Here is a 23,484-nt window from a genome sequence, read left to right as displayed (position 1 = left end):
AAAGAGCCGAAGCATTTAAACAAGCCTTAAAATTTTGAATTTGAAAAATTAAATTAGGACTGAAACAGCGGTGATTTTTCTTACGCTCAAAAAAAATAAAATAGTAGATTTAACCGTGGTGGCATATCTAACCATTAAAAATTTGGATTACTTTAATTTATCATCATGCTTGGTTTCAAAATTTTGCCATGGAATCCTACGAATAAATAACAACAATATTATGTATTTAAAAAAAGCAACACAGCACTTGGTTATTTTTACGGTCTTATGCGCCATGGCAACATTATTGTCTAGTTGTCGTCATACCAACAAGCAAGAAGAACCTATGCAAGTGCAACTGGGCTATAGAGCTGTAGAATTGATAGCGCTCGATGGTCTTCAATTTAAAGATCTTAACAAAAATGGAAAGCTTGATGTTTACGAAGATTGGCGTTTACCCTATGAAGAGCGTAGTCAGGATTTAATTTCTAAAATGAGCTTAGAGCAAAAAGCTGGATTTATGATTATAAGTTCTACGCGTTTGGAAAACGACTGGTCATTTCAAAAACCACAAAGTGAAGGAGCTATTTCAAGTGGTTTTAACGAAACTGATTTGGTTTGGGATATTAATATGTTTACTAAAAAACCTTTACCAGCTCCTAATATGGGTGCTGCGGGTACCACTAAGGATGTCACTCAATTTCATAAACGGCATTTTATTTTACGAGCTAATCCCTCTCCGAAAATTTTGGCAGAATGGGCAAATAATCTACAAGCTTTGTGTGAAAGTGATGGTCTTGGTATTCCGGGTATTATAACCTCTAACCCCAGAAATCATATCACCATGGATGCTTCTATAGGTTTAAGTGTTGGTAAAACGCCGTTCTCTACTTGGCCTGGAGAGCTGGGTATGGCAGCCATGCGTGATTTCGAGTTGGTTCGTGAATTTGCCAATATAGCAAGACAAGAGTGGAGGGCTGCAGGAATAAGAAAAGGCTATATGTACATGGCTGATCTTGCCACAGAACCAAGATGGCAAAGAGTAGAAGGTACTTTTGGAGAAGACGCCGACTTATCTGCAAATATGATGCGTGAAATAGTATTGGGTTTTCAGGGCAAAGAATTAGGCCCTAATTCTATAGCGCTAACAACCAAACACTTTCCTGGCGGAGGAGCTGCAGAAGGGGGACACGACCCACATTTTGATTGGGGAAAAAGAGAAGTTTTTCCTGGAGGCATGTTCAATACGAATTTAATTCCCTTTAAAGCGGCTATCGAGGCAGGAACTTCGGCAATCATGCCATATTATTCGTATCCCGTGGGAACCCAATACGATGAGGTCGCTTATGCGTATAACAAACGAATTCTACAAGAGGTATTGCGCGGCGAATTAGGTTTTGAAGGCATTATAAACTCAGATACAGGACCTATAGATATGATGCCTTGGGGTGTCGAGGAACTCAGTATTACCGAGCGTTATAAAATGGCCATAGATGCAGGCGTAAATATATTCTCGGGTACCGCTAATCCAGAGCAACTTATCACCACATTAAAACAACACCCAGAACTTATGCCTAAGGTCGATGAGTCTGTAAATCTTCTATTGTTAGAGAAATTTCGCTTAGGACTTTTTGAGGATCCATATGTAAGTATCGATGCAGCTATAAGTACAATAGGCAAAAAAGAATTTCAACTGCGTGCAGATTTAGCGATGCGTAAATCTATCGTTCTATTGCGTAATACTAATCTTGGAGAAGGAAAAACTCTTCCTATAAAACCAAAAACGAAAGTCTATTTTGAAACGTATTATCCAAAAAAAGGTGCTGAGGCTTCTAATGTTTTTCAAACAGAAAAGAATGAATGGGATATAGAAATTGTAAACACCCCCGAAAAAGCAGACTTGATATTATTGTGGTTGGTACCAAAATCTCCTTCTTTATTTGACGCAGATGGTAGTGCACTACATATTAATCTTTCCAATAACAATGTGGATGTAGACTATATTAAAACACTAACTTCTAAAAAACCAACAATACTGGCTGTGAATTACTCAAATCCTTGGGCTATAGACGAGATTTATCAAGAGGGATCAAAGCACGTAAAGAGTGTTCTCGCTACCTTTGGAACTACTCCAGAAGCTTTATTAGATGTTGTAACAGGTCGATTTAAGCCTCAAGGCAAAATGCCATTTTCAACTCCAGTATCCGATGAGGCTGCTCAGAATCAAAAATCTGATGTTCCCGGATATATGGAAGACGAGGGTTATGCTTTATTCAATTTTGATGAAGGTCTAGACGGTTTTTAGAGCATAAGACATATAAAGTCATCCTTTGTATCAATAAAATTAAGGGAAAAATTTGAAGGTCTGTTTGGAAGTAAATTTGTTTTTTTAGACTAAAAAGAAACGCCTTAGATGCGAGTATTTTAAATCGCATCTAAGGCGTTGTTCATGCAACTAAGTTGCGATTAAGAAATTTCAATGCGTCTTGCTGACTTTTGTTTAGCCTCTTCCTTTTTAGGTAAAATAACACTTAAAATACCTTCTTTATAATGCGCTTCAATCTTATCGTCGTCTACACTTTCTGGCAAAGTGAAGCTGCGTTTAAATGATGAATAACCAAATTCTCTTCGCGTATAGTGATCGTTTTTATCTTCTTTTTCTTCGGTAATTTCAGTAGAAATTGACAACACATCATTATCAACATCAAGTTTGAAATCAGACTTTTTTAAGCCAGGTACAGCCATCTCTACTTCAAAAGCATCGGTAGTTTCTTTAATATTCACTTTTGGAAGTGTGATACCCGTATTAAAGTTTGAGGTTAATACAGATGGTAAATCTCTGTTAAAAACATCGTCCAACCAATTCGATAAACTAGGGAAGTTGGAATTAGAATTTGTTTTAGCCAAACCTCGATTGTTAGGAACATTTACTAAATTGCTCATTTTTACAAAATTTTAAATTAAACAATATTTTAAACTTGAAATCTCATTTGACTTCAATGCATGTAAAGCAAAAGGAATACCAAACCTTATAAGTGTTGTCTTTGGGTCTTTTTTCTGACAATTATTCAGTTAATTAGCGCATTAACAGGTGTTTATGTGTCAAATTGACATTCTCTAACAGATTCATACGGTATTATTCTTTATGCGTTTCATATAAAATTGAAAGATTTAGAGTAGTGATAGTTTATAAAAAATCACCATTTAAAAAATAGCATATACATTGACTTTACAGGCAGGAAATCATCACTATATTACAACCATTAAAATAATTAAATCTGGACTTTATGAACTGTTGTGAGACAGAAAAGTATCTGAGCGGTCTTCCGTAAACCTAGGAAACAAATTTTTCAAATTAATAAAACTAAAAAACGATATAAAACACTATTTTCATGATTACAATTAGCCAAGCAACATTAGAAGACCTAGAGGGCATAATCGCCATAGAGCAACATGTTTTTAACACCGACAGTTATCCGCCGTTTGTGGTTAGGCAATTATTTGACATCTCTGGGCATTATTTTCTAGTCGCAAAAGACCAAAATCAAATTTTAGGCTATGCCATAGGTGGTTTAAACACCGAACTTATGCAAGGTTGGTTGTTGTCTCTAGGTGTGCATGACAAAGCCAGAGGGCAAGGACTAGGAAAACAATTAACAGAGAAAATAATAGCCGTCTTAAAAAACGCAAATGCTAAGGAAGTGGCCTTAACCGTATATCCAGATAACCAGAGCGCCTTAAACATTTACAAGAATTTAGGCTTTAAAGGAGATGTGGTTTTAGATAATTATTTCCTAGATCATGAAGATCGTATTGTGATGACTTTAGAACTGAATTGGTATTTTTTAATGGTCGTACAAATTAAACGAGGTGCTGGAGTCGAAATTAAATACAATTACTGTTTAAGGTATTATCATTACCTTCGACCTATTAGAATAGAATCCCTAAAAAATGGAACACATTGTTATTATAGGAAACGGAATCTCAGGTGTTACAGCAGCGCGGCATATAAGAAAGCTTTCTGATAAGAAAATCACAATCATCTCTGCCGAAACCGATTATTTTTTTTCCCGCACCGCACTCATGTATGTGTATATGGGACACATGAAGTTTGAGCATACGCAACCCTACGAAAATTGGTTTTGGAAAAAGAATAAAATCAACCTTAAAAAAGGCTTTGTAAAAACGGTTAAAACAGAAACAAAAAGTTTACTGTTTGCAAATGGTGAGTCTTTAAAATACGATAAGCTTATTATAGCGACGGGAAGTAAACCCAATAAGTTTGGCTGGCCCGGACAAGATCTAAAAGGCGTTATGGGTATGTACCACAAACAAGACTTAGAGGCGCTTGAAAAATATGCACCTAATAATAAAGTGTGTAAACACGCCGTTGTTGTTGGTGGTGGTTTAATAGGTGTCGAATTAGTCGAGATGTTGCATTCTCGGCATATTCCTGTTACGTTTTTAGTTCGAGAATCTAGTTTTTGGAACATCGTTTTACCAGAACAAGAGTCGGCTTTGATTAATCGAGAAATTAGAAGTATAGGCGTCGATCTTAGGTTAGGGGTGAACTTAAAGGAAATTAAAGCTGATGAAAATGGAACGGTAAAATCTGTTGTTATCGCTGAAACCGAAGACGAAATTGAATGTAACATCGTGGGCTTAACCGCGGGCGTGTCTCCTAATATCGATTTTTTAAAAAACTCAAAGATTGAAACCCATCGCGGTGTAAAAGTCAATCGCTTTTTAGAAACCAATATTCCAGATGTTTACGCCATTGGCGATTGTGCAGAACAGCGTGAAGCCATTAACCTGCGCAACAGTATAGAAGCGGTTTGGTATACCGGACGCATGATGGGAGAAACCATTGCACAAACCATTTGCGGTATTCGAATGGCCTACCAACCAGGACATTGGTTTAACTCGGCCAAATTTATAGATATAGAATACCAAACCTATGGCTGGGTTTGGGCAAAAACAAAAGAAAACGAGCAGCGTTTTTATTGGGAACACGAAGATGGTAAAAAATGTATTCATGTAAATTACGATAAAAACACGCGCGAATTTATTGGTATAAACACTTTTGGCATAAGAATGCGACACGATTTTTTCAATCGCATTCTTAACCAAAAACGCAGCGTCGATTATGTTTTAGAACATTTGGCCGATGCTAATTTCGACCCCGAGTTTTATAAACTTCATGAACCCGAAATCCTTGCAAAATTCAACAGGGAAAACAAAACCAATATACAACTGAAAAAGAAAAGTTGGAAGCGTATTTTTGCAAAGTAGAACCACTATAAAATGTGAGCTTATTGTGTTTTCATACAATGAGATCGTATGATAAGAAACTAAGAGATGAAGGCAATAAAAACATCAGGATTAATATTATTCTTAATAGGACTCTGTGTTTTTTCAGGGAGTTTATTCACTGGTAACTTTGGGCTTAGCCCTTCCCAGTTTAAAACCTTTATTGAATCTAAAAATTACCAAAGTGAAGTTATAGAAGACGCCCTTTTTAAAGCTACCGTAACTCAAGAGCATCTAAATATTTTTGAGTTTTCTAGCCGCGTGAGGCAAGCTTATCAAGCCTCAAACGATTACTATGATAAATTAATAGAAAAATACGATTCTGAAAAAAACTGGGATAAAAAAGGCGAGCAATATCAATATAAAATCTACGGAAAACCCCACAGTTTAAGTTATGAAGTTGCTAAAATTGCGGGTTCAGGTTTTGTTAAAGAAAATCCGTTAATCCTATGGTGGTTAAGTTTTGGTTTAGCAATAATTGGTGCCTTACTTTTTATTTTACCAAATGTTATTCTATTAGGTAAACCTGGAATTAAAAATAACGGTATTTATCATAAAGCGAGTACCAACCGTGGTTGGATAGCTTGGTTGGTACTCCTATATCTAGTGGTGTTTTATGTGCTCTTATATTTTTACCCAGATTATGTGGTTAATTGGACCTATATTCTCGATTCTATAAGTGTGTTTTTAAACGGCAATCCGGCAAGCCAATGGTTTGTTTATGGCTTTTTATACTCTGTGGTTATGCTGGTTATGGCCGTGCGTATGTATATTAAATACCGGCATAATACTTATCAAATGATAAGAACTACTTCGGTACTGTTCTTTCAAATAGTATTCGCCTTTCTTATTCCAGAAATTATGCTAAGCTTAAATATGCCGGGATACGATTTTAAAAATGCCTTTCCTTTAGACTATGATTTCTTTTTTGATTGGAATTTAGACAGTCTTCGTAACAGTGGCGCCATAGGATTATTTATATTGGTTTGGGGTATTGTATTAACCTTAGTTATAGTACCTGTTATGACTTATTTCTTCGGAAAACGCTGGTATTGCTCTTGGGTTTGTGGTTGTGGTGGTTTAGCCGAAACTTTAGGAGATCCGTACAGGCAACTTTCAGATAAAAGTTTAAACGCCTGGAGATTAGAACGCTGGTTGGTGCATGGCGTTTTAGTGTTTTCTTTGGTGATGACTTTGGTAACTTTGTATTGTTATTTTCTTGGCGTGCAGTCGTTTTTGGGTATTAACTCCCAATGGATAAAAGATGCTTATAGTTTCTTAATTGGGGCTTGGTTTGCAGGTGTTATAGGCACAGGTTTTTATCCTATTTTTGGCAACCGCGTATGGTGCCGTTTTGGTTGTCCGTTAGCTGCTTATTTAGGTATTGTTCAGCGTTTTAAATCGCGATTTAGAATTACAACTAATGGCGGCCAATGCATTTCTTGTGGTAACTGCTCAACCTATTGCGAAATGGGTATTGATGTACGCGCTTATGCTCAAAAAGGCGAAAATATTATAAGAGCAAGTTGTGTGGGTTGCGGTATTTGTGCTGCGGTTTGCCCAAGAGGGGTTTTAAAACTTGAAAATGGGCCAGAAAAAGGGCGTATTAATCCTACTGATGTTTTACTGGGTAATAATTTAGATCTGATGGATTTTTTGAAACAAAAATAATGGTACACTGATACATCATTTACTTTTATATAACAGAAAATATTCTTGTTTTATATAACTAAAAAAACAGAAAAGAAGCGTATGTGTGAGTAACTAAACCCCTAAAATATTGGTATTTTTGTCATTAAAATAGCGCCTCAACAATGCCTCATATAAAAGTCATCATCCCTGCCTACAACGAAGCAGATTCTATTGCCCTTGTTATTAACGATATTCCTGATATAGTTAACGAAATAATTGTAATTAGTAATAACTCTACAGATAATACTGAAATCAATGCCAAAAAAGCGGGGGCTACCGTTTTAACGGAAAAACGCAAAGGCTACGGCTATGCTTGTTTGAAAGGTATGACATATATAGCAAATCAAAATATAAAGCCAGATATTGTCGTGTTTTTAGATGGCGATTATAGTGATTATCCAGAGGAATTAACAAAAATTGTAGCACCTATTATTAATGATGATATCGATTTTGTAATTGGAGCGCGCGTAAAGGATTTAAGAGAACAAGGATCAATGACAGGACCGCAAATTTTTGGGAATTGGCTGGCAACCACATTGATGACACTCTTTTTTAAATCGAAATTCACCGACTTAGGTCCCTTTAGAGCCATTACATACAATAAATTGTTGGCCTTAAATATGGAAGATAAAACCTATGGCTGGACCGTAGAAATGCAATTAAAGGTCTTAAGGCAAAAACTTAGTTACACCGAAATACCCGTGAATTACAGAAATAGAATAGGCATCTCGAAAGTTTCTGGTACCTTTAAAGGAGCCGTGTTTGCTGGTTTTAAAATACTAGGATGGATTTTTAAATACAGTATTAAATAATGCTTTTAGAGACCATAATTATAGTAGTTTACACCATAGCTTTAGTGCTTATATTTGTTTATGCCTTAGCACAATTAAACCTTTTATTTAATTATGTATCGGCAAAAAAAAGTAATACGACTTCTGATTTGTTCGATTTATCAAATCCGAAGGAAGTTCCTTTTGTTACCATACAACTACCCGTTTATAACGAAATGTATGTTATGGAACGTTTATTGAACAATATTGCCAAAATAGATTACCCCAGACATAGATTAGAGATTCAAGTTTTAGACGATTCTACCGATGAAACTGTAGAAAGCACGAAACACCACATTGCTAAAATACAAAACGAAGGTTTAGATATACAGCACATAACCAGAAGCAATCGAAAAGGCTTTAAAGCTGGGGCATTAAAAGCGGGATTAGAAACCGCTAAAGGCGAATTTATTGCCATTTTTGATGCCGATTTCCTGCCACAAACCGATTGGTTACAACGTACCATCCCTTATTTTAAAGATGAAAAACTTGGCGTTGTACAAACCCGTTGGGCACATATAAATCGCAACTATTCTATATTAACCAAAATACAAGCTTTTGCTTTAGATGCTCATTTTACACTCGAGCAAGTCGGTAGAAATAGTAAAGGCCATTTTATTAATTTTAATGGTACAGCAGGTGTTTGGCGGAAAACTTGCATTTTAGACGCTGGTAATTGGGAAGGGGATACCTTAACCGAAGATTTAGATTTAAGCTATCGTGCTCAATTAAAAAAATGGAAATTTAAATACCTTGAAGATGTTGTTACACCAGCAGAGTTACCCATAGTGATTAGTGCAGCACGCTCTCAACAATTTAGATGGAACAAAGGCGGTGCCGAAAATTTCCAGAAAATGATGTGGAAGGTTTTAAAAAGTAAAAACCTATCGGCAAAAACAAAACTGCATGGTTTACTTCATTTATTAAACAGTACCATGTTTTTAAACATTCTGGTAGTAGCGATACTGAGTGTCCCCATGCTTTACATAAAAAATGAAAACGCCCATTTAAAAACCTATTTTATAGTGATGAGTTTTTTTGTGTTAAGCACTCTGATATTTTTTGTTTGCTATTGGATAATGTATAAGAAAATGTACGGTACTACGCTAAGAAGTTTTTTAAATTATACAGGGATGTTTTTTGTTTTTTTCTCGGTAGCTATGGGCTTTTCTTTGCATAATTCTATAGCAGTTTTAGAAGGGCATTTTGGGAAAAAAAGTGAATTTGTTCGAACACCAAAATTTAATATTAGTAGTACTAGAGAGGGATGGAAAACAAATAAATACCTAAACAAAACCATCTCTATTTATGTGGTTTTTGAAGGTTTGCTTATGCTGTACTTTGCCTTTGGTTTGTACAGTGCTTTTGTGGTAGGTGATCAAGGTGGCGATTTTGGGCTTTTTCCATTTCACCTTATGTTGTTTCTAGGTTTTGGCTATGTTTTTTATAAATCGTTAACCTCTAAATCCTAAAAAATACTCGCACTTTTTAATCTGTTTTATTGTTGAATTTATCATTTTTAGCAGATGGTTGTTTTTTTTATTTGAGGATGGTCTCATACCAATTTAATTTTGAAATGTCGTATTGATAAGTTGAATTAGTTTTTGCTCAGATGATATCGAAAATCAAATCAAAGCCATAAATCAAATCTGGTTTTCTGTTCGAACTAATATACTTTTAGATATTGAGCGTCTGGTTTTGCCGGAGTCATCTTGAATACGACGCTTATTTTTTCCATAATTTTTCCCATCCTAGATCTGCATAACATGGGCCTTGTGTGGCCTCGCCAAATTTCACGTCGTTATGTCCTCCATTCCATTCCATCACTTTAACTTCTTCATTTTTGTCAAGCGTTAAGTCCCAACCTATGGTTCTTGAAAAAGGCATTTGTTTGTGTAAATGTAGTACAGCAGCTATGCATTTGTTAAAATGTGGTATTTTTCTTTTATTAAAAATATAATTACTGTCGGGATGTTTTTCAATGGTATTCAAATTGGTATCATATCCAGTTTTACTTAACTCCCCAGTGTTTATATTAATGGGCACTCTTATATGACTTACAGATTTTACATGAGTATCTGGAGCCCGTCCTACACGAAGAAAACCTGATCGAAGAGAAGTTTCTCCCTTCACATCGATATATGTGGTTAATCTAATGGTGGCTACAGATTTCGACACAATGTCTTCAAAAAAAACATGCTGCTTAATAAACTGTTGAGCTATGCCATTACCTAAGGCCATTACTTTATTAATTTCAAAATTATCTTTAGAAAAAAAGTGCACACCTAGGCCTCTTAACGAATTATCTGTTTTGTAAACAATGTCTTGTGACGAATTAAATAGAACGTCTGCCACCTTTTTTTGAGGAATTACAGCGTAGTCTTTGGTGGTCCATAAACCATTAACATAATAAGCCTTATCGGGAAATAGGGCACTAGTAAAAAGTTTGTTTTGTAGTGCATTTAAATCGTCTAAAGCACCATATTGCCCCTTAAGTTCAGGTATTACTATTTTACCGTAATAATTATCTGGAATCCATCCTTCTTTAAAACTTCCGCTAATGGCACTATAGACATAAAGCCAAGGAGAATAACCAATCCACCCAAGAACATCTGAGGCATATTGATTACTTAATTTTATAAATTTAGGATTCGTTTTACCTTTTTGAGCTTCTATTTTTTTAAGAAATTTAAGAGCTTCTTTTTTATGGCTAGAATGATATAGCCTTAAAAGAACTTTATCAACTCCTTTTTTTACTTGGATTCTTAACATATTATCTAAATAAATTTTTGTTGATGTCTTAAAAAAATAGTCTTAATGTTTTGCGCCAATAAGCCCAGTATAGACAAGAAGCTTAATATTTAATGGTCTTAATCCTCTAATTTAGTGAATTTTTCTCGTAAGTCAAAGTGAGTATTTCTAAGCGAAGAATTTAGAACAATTAATCCTATATTTACTTCATGTTTTTAAATACTGCTTTTTTAAAACTACATAAAATGCCATTCCTTATGGCATTGTCAAGTTTGATGTTTTACGGCGCTTTTGCTTACGATTTGCTGCGTACAGATTATATAAAGCTGCTATTATTATATGCCGCCTTATTTTTTTTGTTTTATAAATTAGTACAATATTTTAAGGGAAACATAAAACTTTTAACTTGGCTAGCCTTTGTTTTTAGAGCTGTTTTTATTTTGGCTATACCGAATTTATCGCAAGATTTTTATCGGTTTATTTGGGATGGTAGGTTGTTATTGGAGGGTATTAATCCTTACCTGCATACAGTAGAAGCCTTAATGCGCAATGCTGAACCTCCTGTGGCACAAGCTCAAGTGTTATACGAAGGTATGGGAGCTTTAAATGCGAGCCATTTTAGTAATTATCCGCCGTTAAATCAATTTTGTTTTGCTTTAGCAGCTTTTTTTTCTGGGAAAAGTATTTTAGGAGCGGTTGTAGCGATGCGTTTGTTAATTATTGCCGCCGATTTTGGAACACTTTATTTTGGAAAAAGACTGCTTAAAAAGCTAAAACTTCCAGCTTATCATATGTTCTGGTATATTTTAAATCCGTTTATTGTTATAGAGTTAACTGGCAATCTTCATTTTGAAGGTGTCATGATTTTCTTTTTAATTTGGAGTTTATATTTAATGCATATTGGTAAATGGCAATTTGCGGCTATTGTTTTGGGTTTGTCAGTTTCAGTTAAATTAATTCCTTTACTATTTTTGCCTTTATTTTATCAATGGTTTGTTTCAAAAAAAAATGATTATGAGTTTCCTGAACAAGTTCAAGATAACAGAAAAAAGATTGCCACGTCGTGCACTCCTCGCAATGACGTACAAAAGGGAATAAAACAATTACTTTCATTTTATAGTATTACAATGATTACTGTAATTCTCTTATTTCTTCCTTTTTATTCTACAGAATTTATTATCAATTATGCTAAAACCGTGGGATTATGGTTTAGTAATTTTGAGTTTAATGCCAGTATATATTATGTCGCTAGAGCTATAGGATATGCTTTTAGAGGCTATAATGAAATTGAAATTATTGGGCCAGTATTATCTGTGGTTGTTATTTTATTTGTGCTTATGCTTACTTTTTTCAGAAAAAATAAAACAACGAGTCAATTAATAACGTCGATGTTATTGTTCTTGTCTTTTTATTTTTTTGTAGCAACAACGGTGCACCCATGGTATATTGCAACAATTTTAGCACTTTCGGTTTTTACTAGATATAAGTTTGTGTTCGTGTGGAGTTTTGTTATTGTTTTAAGTTATTTAGCCTATTTAAACGCAGATAGCGCCGATAAATCTGAGAATTTATGGATTATTGCCATAGAGTACGCCATAGTTTACGGGGTATTTGTTTGGGAAGTATTTATAAAAAAAAGCCGCTCATAGAGCAGCCTTTTTCATTGTGAAACACACAAATATTTTGTCGAAAAGTCTTGAGGTAGGACCTCGACTAATTTATTTTTCGATTAATACTGTGGTAATTCAGTAAGGTTCGTGATGGTATTAACATCGTTTTCAGTTTTGTAAGTAACTGTAAAACTTTTACCTACGAACGATTCAGATTTTAAATCATAAGTCTGTAATAATTCAGCGCTAATTTCTTGAAAAGTAATAGTAGACTCATTATCATCTTCATCTACAACTGTAAAGTTGTATCCAGACTCATCGTGCCCGTCGTAAACGGCATTTACTACAGTTTCCTCTTGAATGTCTAGAGTGGTTGTTACGTCATTCAAATTAGTCACTGTTGCAAAGCTAGAAAAGGTAACGATTGATAGTGCAAATACTGCGCATTTTAATAAAAGATTTGTTTTCATTTTTTTAAAATTTTAAGATTAAATAATTGTTTTTATCGGTTGATGGCCTACCACATCTCCGAATTACTTTTAGCAGTTCTAAGTTTTAAAACTACTGGTAGTGAATATAATACATATACGCCTGGCTTTGTGGTATAGATTTTTAAGGATTAAAAATTAACATTTCAAAGCGATAATTTTTAGTCTTTTTTTTTGTCATTTTTTTAGTTGATAAACAATTGTGGTGTCGTTATGTGTTTGGGTTTAATCGATTTTTTTTTTCACTTTTAAATCCATGAATTAAGCAAAAAAAATATTTTCAAATTTTAACAAAAAAGGAGTAGAATGATAATTTTGTTTTAAAAAAAGGATGTTTTTAGTTATTTAAAGGTTGTAAAGCTGCATTGTGATTTTAGGTTTTTATCAAGCTAAGTTTCCCCGAGGTGTCGGCCTCGGGAAATATTATTTGCACCAATTTAATTTTGAAATGTCGTATGGTTAATTTTACTTATTTTTTACTCAGATGAGATGGAAATCGCAGATTCACGAACACGTTATTTTACTATAATATGGGCGTGAGCTAAAATCAAAGCCCCTAGCCAAAGTCATGGTTTTATTTTCTACCTAAATATGGGCGAAAAAGAACTGCGAAGCACATCATGAACACCTATTTATAAAACAGAAAAATGTGAGTAAACGAATTGTATGCGACATGACATTGTTAATTTGGTATTACACTTAGAAGACAGAATTTAAAGCTTAAATAGGGACTTAAAACCTATAAAGTTAAGTCTTCAAAAATTAATATGTGTTTTAAGTTCGTTCGTATAAATGCTTGTGCATTTAAAACTAATAGAGTTAATTTAAGATTTTAATCTAAATCATTTGAAGCATCTTCTTCTGCAATCTCTGGATCTGGGACGGCTTCTGGATCATTTGCAGCAAAATCTTCATAATCATCCTCGTCATAGTTCTCCATGGTGACTTCTAATTTAGCACTTACTTTTACGAGATATTTGGTGTCTGCAGTAAGAACCTCAACGGCTTCAATAAGTTCGTTTTTAGCATTTTTAAAAGTTACAATGTGATCATCATCATATCCATCGGGATACTTCTCTACTAATAGGGCTAAAATTTCTGGTGTTAGCTTTTTAAAATCTACAATAACTCGTTTTAAATTATCGTTTTTATTTTTCATACAAAGGATTTTTTTTCTCTGCGTAAGATACAAGATTATTTTATTCTGATAACATCGTAAAAATCTTTTCTTCTATCTTTTAAATTGCGCACGGCACCAAGTGCATGCAGCTCTCGCAGTAAACTTAAGTCTACGTCGGCCACTAAAATCATCTCGGTATTTGTAGTCGCCTCGGCCTTAATGCCATTACTAGGAAATGAAAAATCGCATGGGGTAAATACGGCCGATTGTGCGTATTGAATATCCATATTATTTACGTTTGGCAAATTACCAACACTACCCGAAATGGCTACATAACATTCGTTTTCTACAGCGCGTGCCTGAGCACATAGTCTTACACGAGAATAGCCGTTCTGCGTATCGGTTAAAAACGGAATGAAAAGAATATCCATACCTTCATCGGCTAATAAACGTGATAATTCTGGAAACTCTGAGTCGTAACAAATAAGTATACCAATTTTACCTGCATCGGTTTCAAAAGTTTGTAATGTATGGCCTTTTTGCATACCCCACACCTTAGCTTCGTCTGGGGTAATATGTAATTTCTCGTAACGTTCTACACTGCCATCTCTTCTGCATAAATATCCCACATTGTATAACTTATCGTTTACAAGTTCTGGCATACTTCCAGAAATAATATTAATGTTATACGAAATCGATAATTGCTTTAATTTATCGACAATGGTTTCTGTAAATTTTGCTAGTTCTCTAATGGCATCTGGCTCATGCATGTGGTTAAATTCTGCCATTAAAGGCGCATTAAAAAACTCCGGAAATACGGCAAAATCTGATCTATACGCCGCCACGCTGTCTATAAAATATTCAACTTGTTGCATGAGGGCATCCAGATCTTTATACGGACGCATTTGCCATTGAATGAGGCCTAACCTAACAACTGTTTTTACAGAACTCGCTTTTTTATTGGGTTTGGTATAATATATATTGTCCCACTCCATTAATACCGCGTATTCATTAGATGCGGTATCGCCTTCTAAATAACCTTTAAGCACTCGAACTGGATGAAAATCGTTAGAGATTTGAAAATTTAAAACAGGATCATGAATGTCTTTGCGTTTTACTTTTTCTATATACTCTTTTGGAGTAAGTTCTTTATATTTATGGTAATTTGGCATTCTTCCTCCAAAAACAATGCCCTTTAAATTTAAATTCTCACAAAGTTCTTTTCTGTAATCGTATAATCGTCTTCCTAGGCGTAAGCCCCTATACTGGGGCTTTATAAATACATCAATGCCATAGAGTACATCACCATTAGGGTCGTGATTTTTAAAGGATTTACCACCAATTATATCCTCGTAAGTATGCTCGTCATCAATACGATCATAATCTACAATAAGTGATAAGGCGCAACCTGCAATATCGCCATCAATTTTTATAACCACCTGACCTTCGGGGAACATAGAGGTTAACTCTTCTATATGGTGTTTTTTCCAATAGGAATTAAGCACGCCTCCGTAGGCCTCTAAAGTGGCATCTTTTAACTCTTCAAAATCATCAACAGTTAAAAACTTAAGCTCAATATTATCTATGTTCTCGTTCATGTTTACAGGCCTAATACATAGGCGAAAACCAATGGCGCAACAATAGTGGCGTCACTTTCTATTATGAATTTAGGGGTGTCTACATTGAGTTTACCCCAAGTGATTTTTTCGTTTGGTACAGCACCAGAATACGACCCGTAACTTGTTGTAGAATCGCTAATCTGACAAAAATAACTCCAAAACGGTGTGTCTGGGCGTTCCATATCTTGATACAACATAGGTACCACACATATTGGGAAATCGCCTGCGATGCCGCCTCCAATTTGGAAGAAACCAATGCCGTTTTGAGAGTTTGCGGTGTACCAATCTGCTAAAAAGGTCATATACTCAATTCCAGATTTTACGGTACTGGCTTGTAACTCGCCTTTAAGTACGTAGCTAGCAAAGATGTTGCCCATGGTACTATCTTCCCAACCTGGACAAATTATTGGTAAGTTCTTTTCTGCGGCAGCGTACATCCAAGAATCTTTTAGGTCTATTTCGTAGTATTGTTCTAATACGCCAGATAATAACATTTTATACATATACTCGTGCGGTAAATAACGTTCTCCGTTTGCTTCGGCATCTTTCCAAATTTTTACGATATGTTTCTGTAAGCGTCTAAAGGCTTCTTCTTCTGGAATACAGGTATCTGTTACGCGATTTAATCCTTTTTCCATTAAATCCCACTCGTCTTGAGGTGTTAAATCGCGGTAATTTGGTACGCGTTTGTAATGTGAATGTGCTACTAAATTCATAATATCTTCTTCAAGGTTGGCACCTGTACAAGAGATTATTTGAACCTTGTCTTGACGAATCATTTCGGCAAAACTCTTACCAAGTTCTGCGGTACTCATAGCTCCAGCAAGAGAAACTAGCATTTTTGCGCCGCCATCTAACTGTGCTTCATATCCTTTGGCAGCATCAACTAAGGCCGCAGCATTAAAATGTAAGTAGTGCTTTTCTATAAATTGAGAAATAGGTCCTTTAGTAGTCATCGTCTTCGTTGTATTTTGAATTGTTTTTATTTATTTCGTTGGTGTCAAAAGCATTGTCGTAATCGTCTTCTGCTTCATCATTTTTAAATTTATAGCTTAGCATTTTATAATATAACTTGGCTGCTAGAAAGTCTGATGACTTTTCTTTTTCATTTGGGCACAGTTCAACAATATCGAAACCTACCACGTTTTTTTCTTCAAAAACTTGTTTTAAAAAATCTAAGGTTTCGTACCATAATAAACCACCAGGTTCTGGGGTTCCTGTGCTTGGCATGATTGAAGGATCGAAAGCATCTAAATCGAAAGTGATAAACACGTTGTCTGTCATTTGATCGATTGCGGCATCCATCCAAGTATCATCCATAGCCATATCGTGTGCAAAAAAGGTTTTGTCTTCATCCATCACGGTTTTTTCCATCACATCCATAGAGCGAATCCCTACCTGAATAAGGTTGGTACTCTGGCTGGCTTCATAAACCGCACAGGCATGATTGCAGGTTGAGCCTTCGTAGCTTTGGCGTAAATCGGCATGGGCATCGATATGCAAAACGCTTAAGTTGGGATACATTTCATTAAAGGCGCGAATAGTGCCAATTGAGATGGAATGTTCGCCTCCAAAAATGGTGACAAATTTATTTTTTTTAATATATTTTTTTACGGTTTTGTGTACCGCTTCTACCATAGCTTCTGGCGTACTGTTTTCTGTAACGGCATCGGCTAAATACACACCTTGTTTGTACACTTCGGTGTCGGTTTCAATATCGTAAAGTTCCATGTTTTCTGAAGCATTTAAAAAAGCTTCTGGACCTTTATCTGCACCTTTTTGCCATGTGCTTGTACCGTCATAAGGTACCGGAATTAATACAATTTTTGCGGTTTCCTTTTTTGCAAATTCTTCTGGAATTCCAGCGTAAGTTTTTGTTTCCATTTTTTGTCTACTAAAATGTGTAATGACTAATTTAAGTTATTAATTTTATTGGTAGGTATTTAATAGCCTAAAATTTTAAGTAAATCTTCACTTTTTTGTTGTTCGGCAAATACGGCTGTCGAAATATTTCCGTCGGCATCTTTATCAATTAAAATGTGTTTCGGCGTTGGGATTAAACAGTGTTGTAAACCACCAAAACCGCCAATAGTTTCTTGGTAGGCGCCGGTGTTAAAAAAGCCAATGTACAACGGTTTTTGTTTGTTGTATTTTGGTAAATAAATGGCATTAATATGTTGTTCGCTATTGTAATAGTCGTCACTGTCGCACGTTAAGCCGCCAAGTAAAACACGCTCGTAACTTTGATCCCAGCGATTTATTGGTAACATTATAAAACGCTTGTTTATGGCCCAAGTATCTGGTAAGGTGGTAATAAAAGACGAGTTAATCATGTTCCATTTTTCACGATCGTTTTGTTGTTTTTGGTACAGCACTTCGTAAATAGCGCCGCCGCTTTCTCCTACGGTAAAACTTCCAAATTCGGTAAAAATATTGGGCACTTCTACACCTTCTTCTTCACAGGTGAGTTTAATTTGGTTTACAATTTCATCAACTAAATACTCATAATCAAAATCGAATACTAAAGAGTTTTTTATAGGAAAACCCCCGCCAATATTCAAGCTGTCTAGGCTCGGGCAAATTTTCTTTAAACTGGTATATACCTTTAAACACTTTAAAAGTTCGTTCCAATAATAGGCATTATCGCGAATGCCGGTATTAATAAAAAAGTGAAGCATTTTAAGTTCTACTTTTTTATTGTTTTGAATTTGATTTTTATAAAACGGCACAATATTTTTATACCCAATCCCTAATCGCGAGGTGTAGAATTCGAACTTGGGTTCTTCTTCTGAAGCAATACGGATGCCAATATTAAATTGGCCTTTAATCTCGTTTGAAAGGAGTTCAATTTCTTCGTAATTATCAATAATAGGAATGGCGTTTTTATGCCCGTTATTAATTAATCGAGCAATATTAGTGACGTATTGCGCCCGTTTAAAGCCATTGCATATAATAAAGGTGTCGTTCGTGATTTTGTCTTCGCTTTTTAAGTTTTCAACAATATCAATATCAAAAGCAGATGAGGTTTCAATATGAATATCGTTCTTTAAAGCTTCGTTTAAAACATGTTTAAAATGCGAGCTTTTGGTACAATAGCAGTAGTTGTATTTACCTTTATAATCATGTTTTTTAATGGCATTTGCAAACCATTGCTTCGCACGATTAATATTGTTAGATATTTGTGGTAAATAAGTGAATTTTAAAGGTGTTCCATATTGCTCAACCAATTGCATGAGGTTGATATCGTGGAAATTAAGTTTGTTGTCTTCAAGTGTAAACTCGTCTTGAGGAAAATCGAAAGTTTGATTGATGAGATCAATATATTTAGTATTCATTATTTTGTTTTTTTTTGAATTGTTTTTTAAAAATTTAAAACAAGAAACCTAGCGTTTCTAAAAACGGAAATAATACCTACTAATCAAATCTGTATCTTACAATGTGTAGTTGGTGCAAAGCCGAAGATATTTTGGCTTGCAGTAATGGGTGATACGGAAGTTAGCTTTAAAATTCGGTCGCTCATCTTATAAGCTGCTTTTGAATATGACTTCCTAATTTTCAAAAGCCCGAACACAGAAACAGATTTCAAAATTGTTCAGCTAAATATAATGCAAATGAAATACATTTTTCTGAATTTAAAACTTTTTTTGAAACTTTTTTTAATATATTTTTTATTTCTTTAGAAGTACCTTTAATGACTTGATACTACGCTAAAAAAATAGTAAGTTTAACATTTAAATTTAGTTATGACTATTTCAGATTTTTTAGAAACTGTAGTACCTTTTACCGAAGATGAATTGCAGGATATCTGCACGTATTTTAAGAAAACATCTGTTTCAAAAAATCAAGTGCTAGTGCGTCAGGGCGAAATATGTAATCTCCTTTATTTTGTAGAGTCTGGCATGGCCAGAAGTTATTATCTTAATGAAAGCGGCAGGGAAATTACCCAATGGTTTTTTGGTGTGGGTAAATTCATGTCTAGTATGGATAGTTTTTTTCAACAAACCCCAAGCTTGTACTATTTAGAGATTTTAGAAGATTCTGTATTGCACTGTGTTTCGAAGGCTGAAATCGATGTCTTATTTGAAAAATACCCTAAAATGGAAAAAATGGGACGCTTAGTTATCACAGAAATGCTTACTCGGGTAGTAAATAAATTGAATGCTGTCCAGTTTCAAACGGCTAAAGAGCGTTACGATTACATGATAGCCGAGTTTCCAGATATAGTGTATCGAGTGCCCTTAGGGCATATTGCTTCTTACTTGGGGATGACTCCAGAAACCTTGAGCAGGATTAGAAAGTAGAGGTTTTAAATAAATAATACCAATTTTTTATTTCGTATCGGCATCCTTAATGTGTTTTACTTGCCAATCGATGGCAAAAGCCCTTCATTATTTGATATAGGTCATATGTTACCATGTATTACAGGGGTATCTTCGCACTATATTTAAAAATTCGTATCAATGATTATAAATAAAAGAGCTACAAGGCTAATAACTATGGTGCTTATGTTATTAGTGTCGTCCGTAATTCCAGCACAAGAATTAGATCCTGTTTTAAAAGACTTAATTCACAAAGGCCTCAATAAAAACCACAGTATTAAAAATAACCGTTTGGAAGCCCAGCAGGCTAAGGTCGATCAGCAAATGGCAAAAGCGGTGTTTTTGCCCAATATTACCTTTAATGCGAGTTATGCCAGGTTAAATGATGATATCACTTTTGATGATGCTACAAAAACCTTATTAATGGGAACCCAAAAACTCATCATTAAAGATGCTATTGGTTTACCTTTTAACTCTCCTTTTCCAGATAATATCCCTTTACAGCAACCGGCAAACTTGCAGGATAAAGATATATTCAAATCTTCTGTAGATTTAGATTGGGTATTGTTTAGTGGTTTAGAAGCCAGAAACGCCCTAAAAGCAAGTAAACACAAAGAACAGTCTTTAAATTTTCTAGGCGAAGCCGAAAAAGATAAAATGGCTTTACAAATTATTGAAACCTATGATAAGCTTGCTTTAGTAAAAGCCTCAAAGCAAGTGCTTATTACTACTGAAGATTTTCTTAATGAACAAGCGTTTTACGTGAGTAAAGCTATTGAAAATGGTTTGGCAACACCTTTAAGCCGAAAAAAAATTGAAATTGCTCAACAACAATTGGCTGCTAGAAAGTTAGAATTTGACCATAATAATATTATGCTCATTGAGGTGCTTCATCAACTTACCGGTGAGACTAAGATAAACTTAAGAAAACTAGAACCGCAACTAACAGCATTTTCATTAGCATCAGATTTTAGTGTAGCAAAGCGGTATGAGGTGAAAGCTTTGGAAGAAGCTGAGAAAGCCACAAATTATCAGTCTAAAATGGAAAAAAGCAATTTTATTCCTAAGGTGGCTATAAAAGGACGATACGAATTTATAGAGGATGATTTATCATTATTAGATCCGCAATGGTTTGTAGGTGTTGGCGTACAATGGCATGTTTTTGATGGGAATACATCACGACTTAAAAGTAGAAAAACACAATTGGAAAGACAAAAATTTCAAGAGCGCATTGAAGAAGCGCAAGAAATGATTGCCTTAAGCATTATAAAAGCAGAGTTGAGTTATCAGGCCGCACAACAAAACACCATTATTGTAAAAAAAGAAATTGAACTCGCCAACGATACGTATGAGATGGTTAATAAACAATACCAAAACAATTTAAGCTCTATTACAGATGTTTTAGATGCTTTAACTGATGTTGAAAAAGCCAATTTTAAATTACAAGAATCGTATTTTAAGGAACGACGCGCTGTTGCAGATTTACTACACGCTAAAGGAATACTAACTTATTAAAACACAACACGAATGAAACGATATAGAAACATAGCATTAAGCTGTCTTGCCTTGATTGCTTTGCAAGCTTGTAAAGATGAGACTATCACTACAAACAGAGGGAAAGTGAAATTTGAAACCATTGCAGTTAGTGCTAAAGTACCTGGGCGCATAGAAAAAATATATGTTGAAGAAGGACAAACGGTACAAACAGGTGACACGCTAGCATTACTAAACATACCAGAAGTACATGCCAAAATGATGCAGGTTGAGGGTGCTATAAAAGCGGCGCAAGGGCAGCTTAATATGGCCTATAATGGCGCTACTAAGGAGCAGTTAAACCAAATAGAAGGCAAACTAAATGCCGGAAAAGCACAGTTAAAGTTTGCTCAAGAATCTTACAAGAGATTAGAAAACATGTATCAAGACTCTCTACTAAGCCTGCAGCAGTTTGATGAGGTAAAAATGAAGCTGAACATGGCACAAGCACAAGTTGATGCGCTTGAAGCCAAACGTGCCGAGGTTAAAAAAGGCGTAAGAGCCGAGCAAATAGAACAAGCCAAAGGACAGCTAGATGGGGCGCTTGGAGCTAAAGAAGAGGTGCTTTCGGCATATAATGAGCAGTACTTAATTGCACCAGCAAACATGAGTGTTCAAACTATAAGTTTGGTAGAAGGCGAGCTGCTTACACCAGGCTATACCTTGTTTAACGGATATAAAACAGATAGCGTTTATTTTAGATTTACCATTCCAGAATCTAAGATTTACGATTTTAAAGTAGGGGATATGCTCACCCTTATTAATCCCTATACAAACGAAGAAACCCCGTCTAAAATTGTAGCCATAAATCAATTGGCACAGTATGCCAACATTACCAGTACAGCACCATTGTATCAATTAGCAGAAGCTATTTATGAGTTAAAAGTGGTACCAACAAGTGATGTGAGTCATCAAGAATTTTATATTAATGCTACTATTTTAATCAAATGATGAAGAATTTTAAAAATTTACTAAAGGAAGAATTTAAACGGATTTTTTCTAATAGTGTTTTAATAGCCATCTTTTTTGGTGCGCCATTAGGCTATGGTATTTTATTTGGTTTTGTATATCAACAAGCAAAAGTTACCAATTTACCCATTGTTATTGTTGATAAAGACGGGAGTCCTACATCAGATATAATGATTGATGCTTTTGATGATAATGAAGGTTTGCTCGTGGTTAATGTAAGACCAGATTCAGGAAATCTTCTCGAAGAAATGCCAACCGAGCAATACGCCGCAGTAATTACCATACCTAGTGATTTTGAAAAAGGGATTTTACAAAAACAACGACCAGAAATTCGGGTAGATTTAAATATGGCCAATATTTTAAATGCCAATACCGCAAGTAACAATATTAATTCGGTTTTAATGACGCTAAATGCCGGCATGGAGATAGAAGGCTTAAAAAAACAAGGTATGCATCCGGCTCAAGCCATGATTTCTTATGAGAGCTTTAAAATCAATTTTAATAAACTGTATAACTCATCTGGAAACTATGTGGCTTTTATGTTGCCTGGAATTTTAGCTGCTATTATGCAGCAAGTTATTTTCTTGGCTATGGCCTTGGTATTCTCAAGAGATTTTGAAGATGGGTATTTTGTTAAGCTCATGCAAGAAAGTAAATCGTCACTTTATCATATTGCATTAAAAGCGGTGCCGTTTTTATTAATGCTGCCTTTTATCTGGTTTTTTGTAAGTATGCTTTTTGTGTATTTTAAAATTACAGCAGATATTTTTAATTTACCTATGTTGGTTTTAGCTATTTTATTAACATTTGCTTCTATGTTTATTGGTATGCTGTTTTCTGTAGCTATTCCTAATCAATTAAAGGCGACCGAATTATTAATGGTAATCTCTACCCCAGCTTTTATTTTAAGTGGGTTTACCTGGCCAACATCGGCCATTCCTGATTTTATTACCAATGTGGCGCAATACATACCGGTAACCCAATTTTTAAATGGATTTAGAAAGATTGCGTTTTATGGTGGTGATATATCCTCTATTGTGCCAGAAATAACCATGTTATTGTCAATTATTGTCGTGGCTTTTGTGAGTATGGTGGTGTTGCTTCAGATTAAAATAAATAGATTGGCTAAAAACGTTCAAAATAATACGCTGGCCGAAACACTTTAGCTTAACGAGCTATTGTTTAGTGGTTCAAAATAAAAAATCTTAATTAATGACTGAATTTTATAGTCATTAATTAAGATTTTTTTGTTTAAAAATTTTAT

At 34.9% G+C, this 23,484-nt stretch carries 19 protein-coding genes; 11 read left to right on the top strand and 8 right to left on the bottom strand.

Annotated features, from left to right (window positions below; genetic code table 11):
- Positions 1 to 220 precede the first annotated feature (220 nt).
- A complete protein-coding gene (locus FEZ18_RS04360; RefSeq protein WP_228122853.1) occupies positions 221 to 2,284 on the top strand; it encodes a glycoside hydrolase family 3 protein in 2,064 nt (687 codons plus the stop codon).
- Between the two features lie 161 nt (positions 2,285 to 2,445).
- Here FEZ18_RS04360 and FEZ18_RS04355 read toward each other — a convergent pair whose 3' ends face one another.
- On the bottom strand, positions 2,446 to 2,922 hold the full coding sequence (locus FEZ18_RS04355; RefSeq protein ID WP_153267193.1) for an Hsp20/alpha crystallin family protein: 477 nt from the start codon (positions 2,920 to 2,922) through the stop codon (positions 2,446 to 2,448).
- A 449-nt stretch (positions 2,923 to 3,371) separates the two neighbouring features.
- Here FEZ18_RS04355 and FEZ18_RS04350 point away from each other — a divergent pair, with 449 nt between their 5' ends.
- The 5 genes from FEZ18_RS04350 (at position 3,372) to FEZ18_RS04330 (ending at position 9,283) form a co-directional block, all read left to right on the top strand.
- Positions 3,372 to 4,004: a GNAT family N-acetyltransferase gene (locus tag FEZ18_RS04350; RefSeq protein WP_153267192.1), complete on the top strand. Its 633-nt coding sequence runs from the start codon at positions 3,372 to 3,374 to the stop codon at positions 4,002 to 4,004.
- Complete coding sequence (locus tag FEZ18_RS04345; RefSeq protein ID WP_153267191.1) at positions 3,931 to 5,271, top strand: NAD(P)/FAD-dependent oxidoreductase; 1,341 nt, start codon at positions 3,931 to 3,933, stop codon at positions 5,269 to 5,271. Before FEZ18_RS04350 ends, FEZ18_RS04345 begins: the two co-directional genes overlap by 74 nt.
- 66 nt (positions 5,272 to 5,337) lie before the next feature.
- On the top strand, positions 5,338 to 6,960 hold the full coding sequence (locus FEZ18_RS04340) for a 4Fe-4S binding protein (RefSeq protein WP_153267190.1): 1,623 nt from the start codon (positions 5,338 to 5,340) through the stop codon (positions 6,958 to 6,960).
- Positions 6,961 to 7,103: 143 nt separating this feature from the next.
- On the top strand, positions 7,104 to 7,793 hold the full coding sequence (locus tag FEZ18_RS04335) for a glycosyltransferase family 2 protein (RefSeq protein WP_153267189.1): 690 nt from the start codon (positions 7,104 to 7,106) through the stop codon (positions 7,791 to 7,793).
- Entirely contained in the window at positions 7,793 to 9,283 is a 1,491-nt protein-coding gene (locus FEZ18_RS04330; RefSeq protein ID WP_153267188.1) for a cellulose synthase family protein, read from the top strand. Before FEZ18_RS04335 ends, FEZ18_RS04330 begins: the two co-directional genes overlap by 1 nt.
- A gap of 253 nt (positions 9,284 to 9,536) precedes the next feature.
- On the opposite strand, the gene FEZ18_RS04325 is transcribed toward FEZ18_RS04330, so the two are convergent.
- A complete protein-coding gene (locus FEZ18_RS04325) occupies positions 9,537 to 10,583 on the bottom strand; it encodes a sugar-transfer associated ATP-grasp domain-containing protein (protein ID WP_153267187.1) in 1,047 nt (348 codons plus the stop codon).
- Between the two features lie 236 nt (positions 10,584 to 10,819).
- Between FEZ18_RS04325 and FEZ18_RS04320 the strand changes: the two genes are divergently transcribed.
- The gene (locus tag FEZ18_RS04320) at positions 10,820 to 12,211 is read left to right on the top strand and encodes a mannosyltransferase (RefSeq protein ID WP_228122851.1); all 1,392 of its coding nucleotides are present in this window, start codon (positions 10,820 to 10,822) and stop codon (positions 12,209 to 12,211) included.
- Between the two features lie 80 nt (positions 12,212 to 12,291).
- Here the strand turns inward: FEZ18_RS04320 and FEZ18_RS04315 are convergent, their stop codons facing one another.
- From FEZ18_RS04315 to FEZ18_RS04290, 6 genes are all read right to left on the bottom strand, one after another.
- A complete protein-coding gene (locus FEZ18_RS04315) occupies positions 12,292 to 12,642 on the bottom strand; it encodes a hypothetical protein (protein WP_153267185.1) in 351 nt (116 codons plus the stop codon).
- Positions 12,643 to 13,492: 850 nt separating this feature from the next.
- Complete coding sequence (locus FEZ18_RS04310) at positions 13,493 to 13,819, bottom strand: hypothetical protein (protein ID WP_153267184.1); 327 nt, start codon at positions 13,817 to 13,819, stop codon at positions 13,493 to 13,495.
- A gap of 35 nt (positions 13,820 to 13,854) precedes the next feature.
- Complete coding sequence (locus FEZ18_RS04305; RefSeq protein ID WP_153267183.1) at positions 13,855 to 15,378, bottom strand: bifunctional GNAT family N-acetyltransferase/carbon-nitrogen hydrolase family protein; 1,524 nt, start codon at positions 15,376 to 15,378, stop codon at positions 13,855 to 13,857.
- A 2-nt stretch (positions 15,379 to 15,380) separates the two neighbouring features.
- Positions 15,381 to 16,355 carry a deoxyhypusine synthase family protein gene (locus tag FEZ18_RS04300; protein WP_153267182.1) on the bottom strand — a complete coding sequence of 325 codons (975 nt, stop codon included), beginning with the start codon at positions 16,353 to 16,355 and terminating at the stop codon, positions 15,381 to 15,383.
- Positions 16,345 to 17,283 carry an agmatinase gene (gene speB, locus FEZ18_RS04295; RefSeq protein ID WP_153267181.1) on the bottom strand — a complete coding sequence of 313 codons (939 nt, stop codon included), beginning with the start codon at positions 17,281 to 17,283 and terminating at the stop codon, positions 16,345 to 16,347. The genes FEZ18_RS04300 and speB overlap by 11 nt, the downstream gene beginning before the upstream one ends.
- A 59-nt stretch (positions 17,284 to 17,342) precedes the next feature.
- Positions 17,343 to 18,734: an arginine decarboxylase gene (locus tag FEZ18_RS04290; protein ID WP_153267180.1), complete on the bottom strand. Its 1,392-nt coding sequence runs from the start codon at positions 18,732 to 18,734 to the stop codon at positions 17,343 to 17,345.
- Between the two features lie 408 nt (positions 18,735 to 19,142).
- On the opposite strand from FEZ18_RS04290, the gene FEZ18_RS04285 reads away from it, so the two are divergent.
- From FEZ18_RS04285 to FEZ18_RS04270, 4 genes are all read left to right on the top strand, one after another.
- The gene (locus FEZ18_RS04285; RefSeq protein ID WP_153267179.1) at positions 19,143 to 19,700 is read left to right on the top strand and encodes a Crp/Fnr family transcriptional regulator; all 558 of its coding nucleotides are present in this window, start codon (positions 19,143 to 19,145) and stop codon (positions 19,698 to 19,700) included.
- Positions 19,701 to 19,859: 159 nt separating this feature from the next.
- Positions 19,860 to 21,233, top strand: coding sequence for a TolC family protein (locus tag FEZ18_RS04280; protein ID WP_153267178.1), 1,374 nt, complete (start codon positions 19,860 to 19,862; stop codon positions 21,231 to 21,233).
- A 12-nt stretch (positions 21,234 to 21,245) separates the two neighbouring features.
- Entirely contained in the window at positions 21,246 to 22,202 is a 957-nt protein-coding gene (locus FEZ18_RS04275; RefSeq protein WP_153267177.1) for an HlyD family secretion protein, read from the top strand.
- Positions 22,199 to 23,386 (top strand): ABC transporter permease, encoded by a 1,188-nt coding sequence (locus tag FEZ18_RS04270; RefSeq protein ID WP_228122849.1) that lies wholly within the window; start codon positions 22,199 to 22,201, stop codon positions 23,384 to 23,386. The genes FEZ18_RS04275 and FEZ18_RS04270 overlap by 4 nt, the downstream gene beginning before the upstream one ends.
- Positions 23,387 to 23,484 lie beyond the last annotated feature (98 nt).

The sequence above is a fragment of the Oceanihabitans sp. IOP_32 genome, assembly GCF_009498295.1.
Taxonomy (GTDB): Bacteria; Bacteroidota; Bacteroidia; order Flavobacteriales; family Flavobacteriaceae; genus Wocania; species Wocania indica.
Note: the sequence above shows the minus strand (reverse complement) of the source record. Positions and strands in the feature narration are given on the sequence as shown.

What these genes read in the sequence shown, in the direction of transcription:
- FEZ18_RS04360 (WP_228122853.1), top strand. Translation starts at nt 221, where the DNA reads ATGTATTTAAAAAAAGCAACACAGCACTTGGTTATTTTTACGGTCTTA.
- FEZ18_RS04355 (WP_153267193.1), bottom strand. Translation starts at nt 2,922, where the DNA reads ATGAGCAATTTAGTAAATGTTCCTAACAATCGAGGTTTGGCTAAAACA.
- FEZ18_RS04350 (WP_153267192.1), top strand. Translation starts at nt 3,372, where the DNA reads ATGATTACAATTAGCCAAGCAACATTAGAAGACCTAGAGGGCATAATC.
- FEZ18_RS04345 (WP_153267191.1), top strand. Translation starts at nt 3,931, where the DNA reads ATGGAACACATTGTTATTATAGGAAACGGAATCTCAGGTGTTACAGCA.
- FEZ18_RS04340 (WP_153267190.1), top strand. Translation starts at nt 5,338, where the DNA reads ATGAAGGCAATAAAAACATCAGGATTAATATTATTCTTAATAGGACTC.
- FEZ18_RS04335 (WP_153267189.1), top strand. Translation starts at nt 7,104, where the DNA reads ATGCCTCATATAAAAGTCATCATCCCTGCCTACAACGAAGCAGATTCT.
- FEZ18_RS04330 (WP_153267188.1), top strand. Translation starts at nt 7,793, where the DNA reads ATGCTTTTAGAGACCATAATTATAGTAGTTTACACCATAGCTTTAGTG.
- FEZ18_RS04325 (WP_153267187.1), bottom strand. Translation starts at nt 10,583, where the DNA reads ATGTTAAGAATCCAAGTAAAAAAAGGAGTTGATAAAGTTCTTTTAAGG.
- FEZ18_RS04320 (WP_228122851.1), top strand. Translation starts at nt 10,820, where the DNA reads ATGGCATTGTCAAGTTTGATGTTTTACGGCGCTTTTGCTTACGATTTG.
- FEZ18_RS04315 (WP_153267185.1), bottom strand. Translation starts at nt 12,642, where the DNA reads ATGAAAACAAATCTTTTATTAAAATGCGCAGTATTTGCACTATCAATC.
- FEZ18_RS04310 (WP_153267184.1), bottom strand. Translation starts at nt 13,819, where the DNA reads ATGAAAAATAAAAACGATAATTTAAAACGAGTTATTGTAGATTTTAAA.
- FEZ18_RS04305 (WP_153267183.1), bottom strand. Translation starts at nt 15,378, where the DNA reads ATGAACGAGAACATAGATAATATTGAGCTTAAGTTTTTAACTGTTGAT.
- FEZ18_RS04300 (WP_153267182.1), bottom strand. Translation starts at nt 16,355, where the DNA reads ATGACTACTAAAGGACCTATTTCTCAATTTATAGAAAAGCACTACTTA.
- speB (WP_153267181.1), bottom strand. Translation starts at nt 17,283, where the DNA reads ATGGAAACAAAAACTTACGCTGGAATTCCAGAAGAATTTGCAAAAAAG.
- FEZ18_RS04290 (WP_153267180.1), bottom strand. Translation starts at nt 18,734, where the DNA reads ATGAATACTAAATATATTGATCTCATCAATCAAACTTTCGATTTTCCT.
- FEZ18_RS04285 (WP_153267179.1), top strand. Translation starts at nt 19,143, where the DNA reads ATGACTATTTCAGATTTTTTAGAAACTGTAGTACCTTTTACCGAAGAT.
- FEZ18_RS04280 (WP_153267178.1), top strand. Translation starts at nt 19,860, where the DNA reads ATGATTATAAATAAAAGAGCTACAAGGCTAATAACTATGGTGCTTATG.
- FEZ18_RS04275 (WP_153267177.1), top strand. Translation starts at nt 21,246, where the DNA reads ATGAAACGATATAGAAACATAGCATTAAGCTGTCTTGCCTTGATTGCT.
- FEZ18_RS04270 (WP_228122849.1), top strand. Translation starts at nt 22,199, where the DNA reads ATGATGAAGAATTTTAAAAATTTACTAAAGGAAGAATTTAAACGGATT.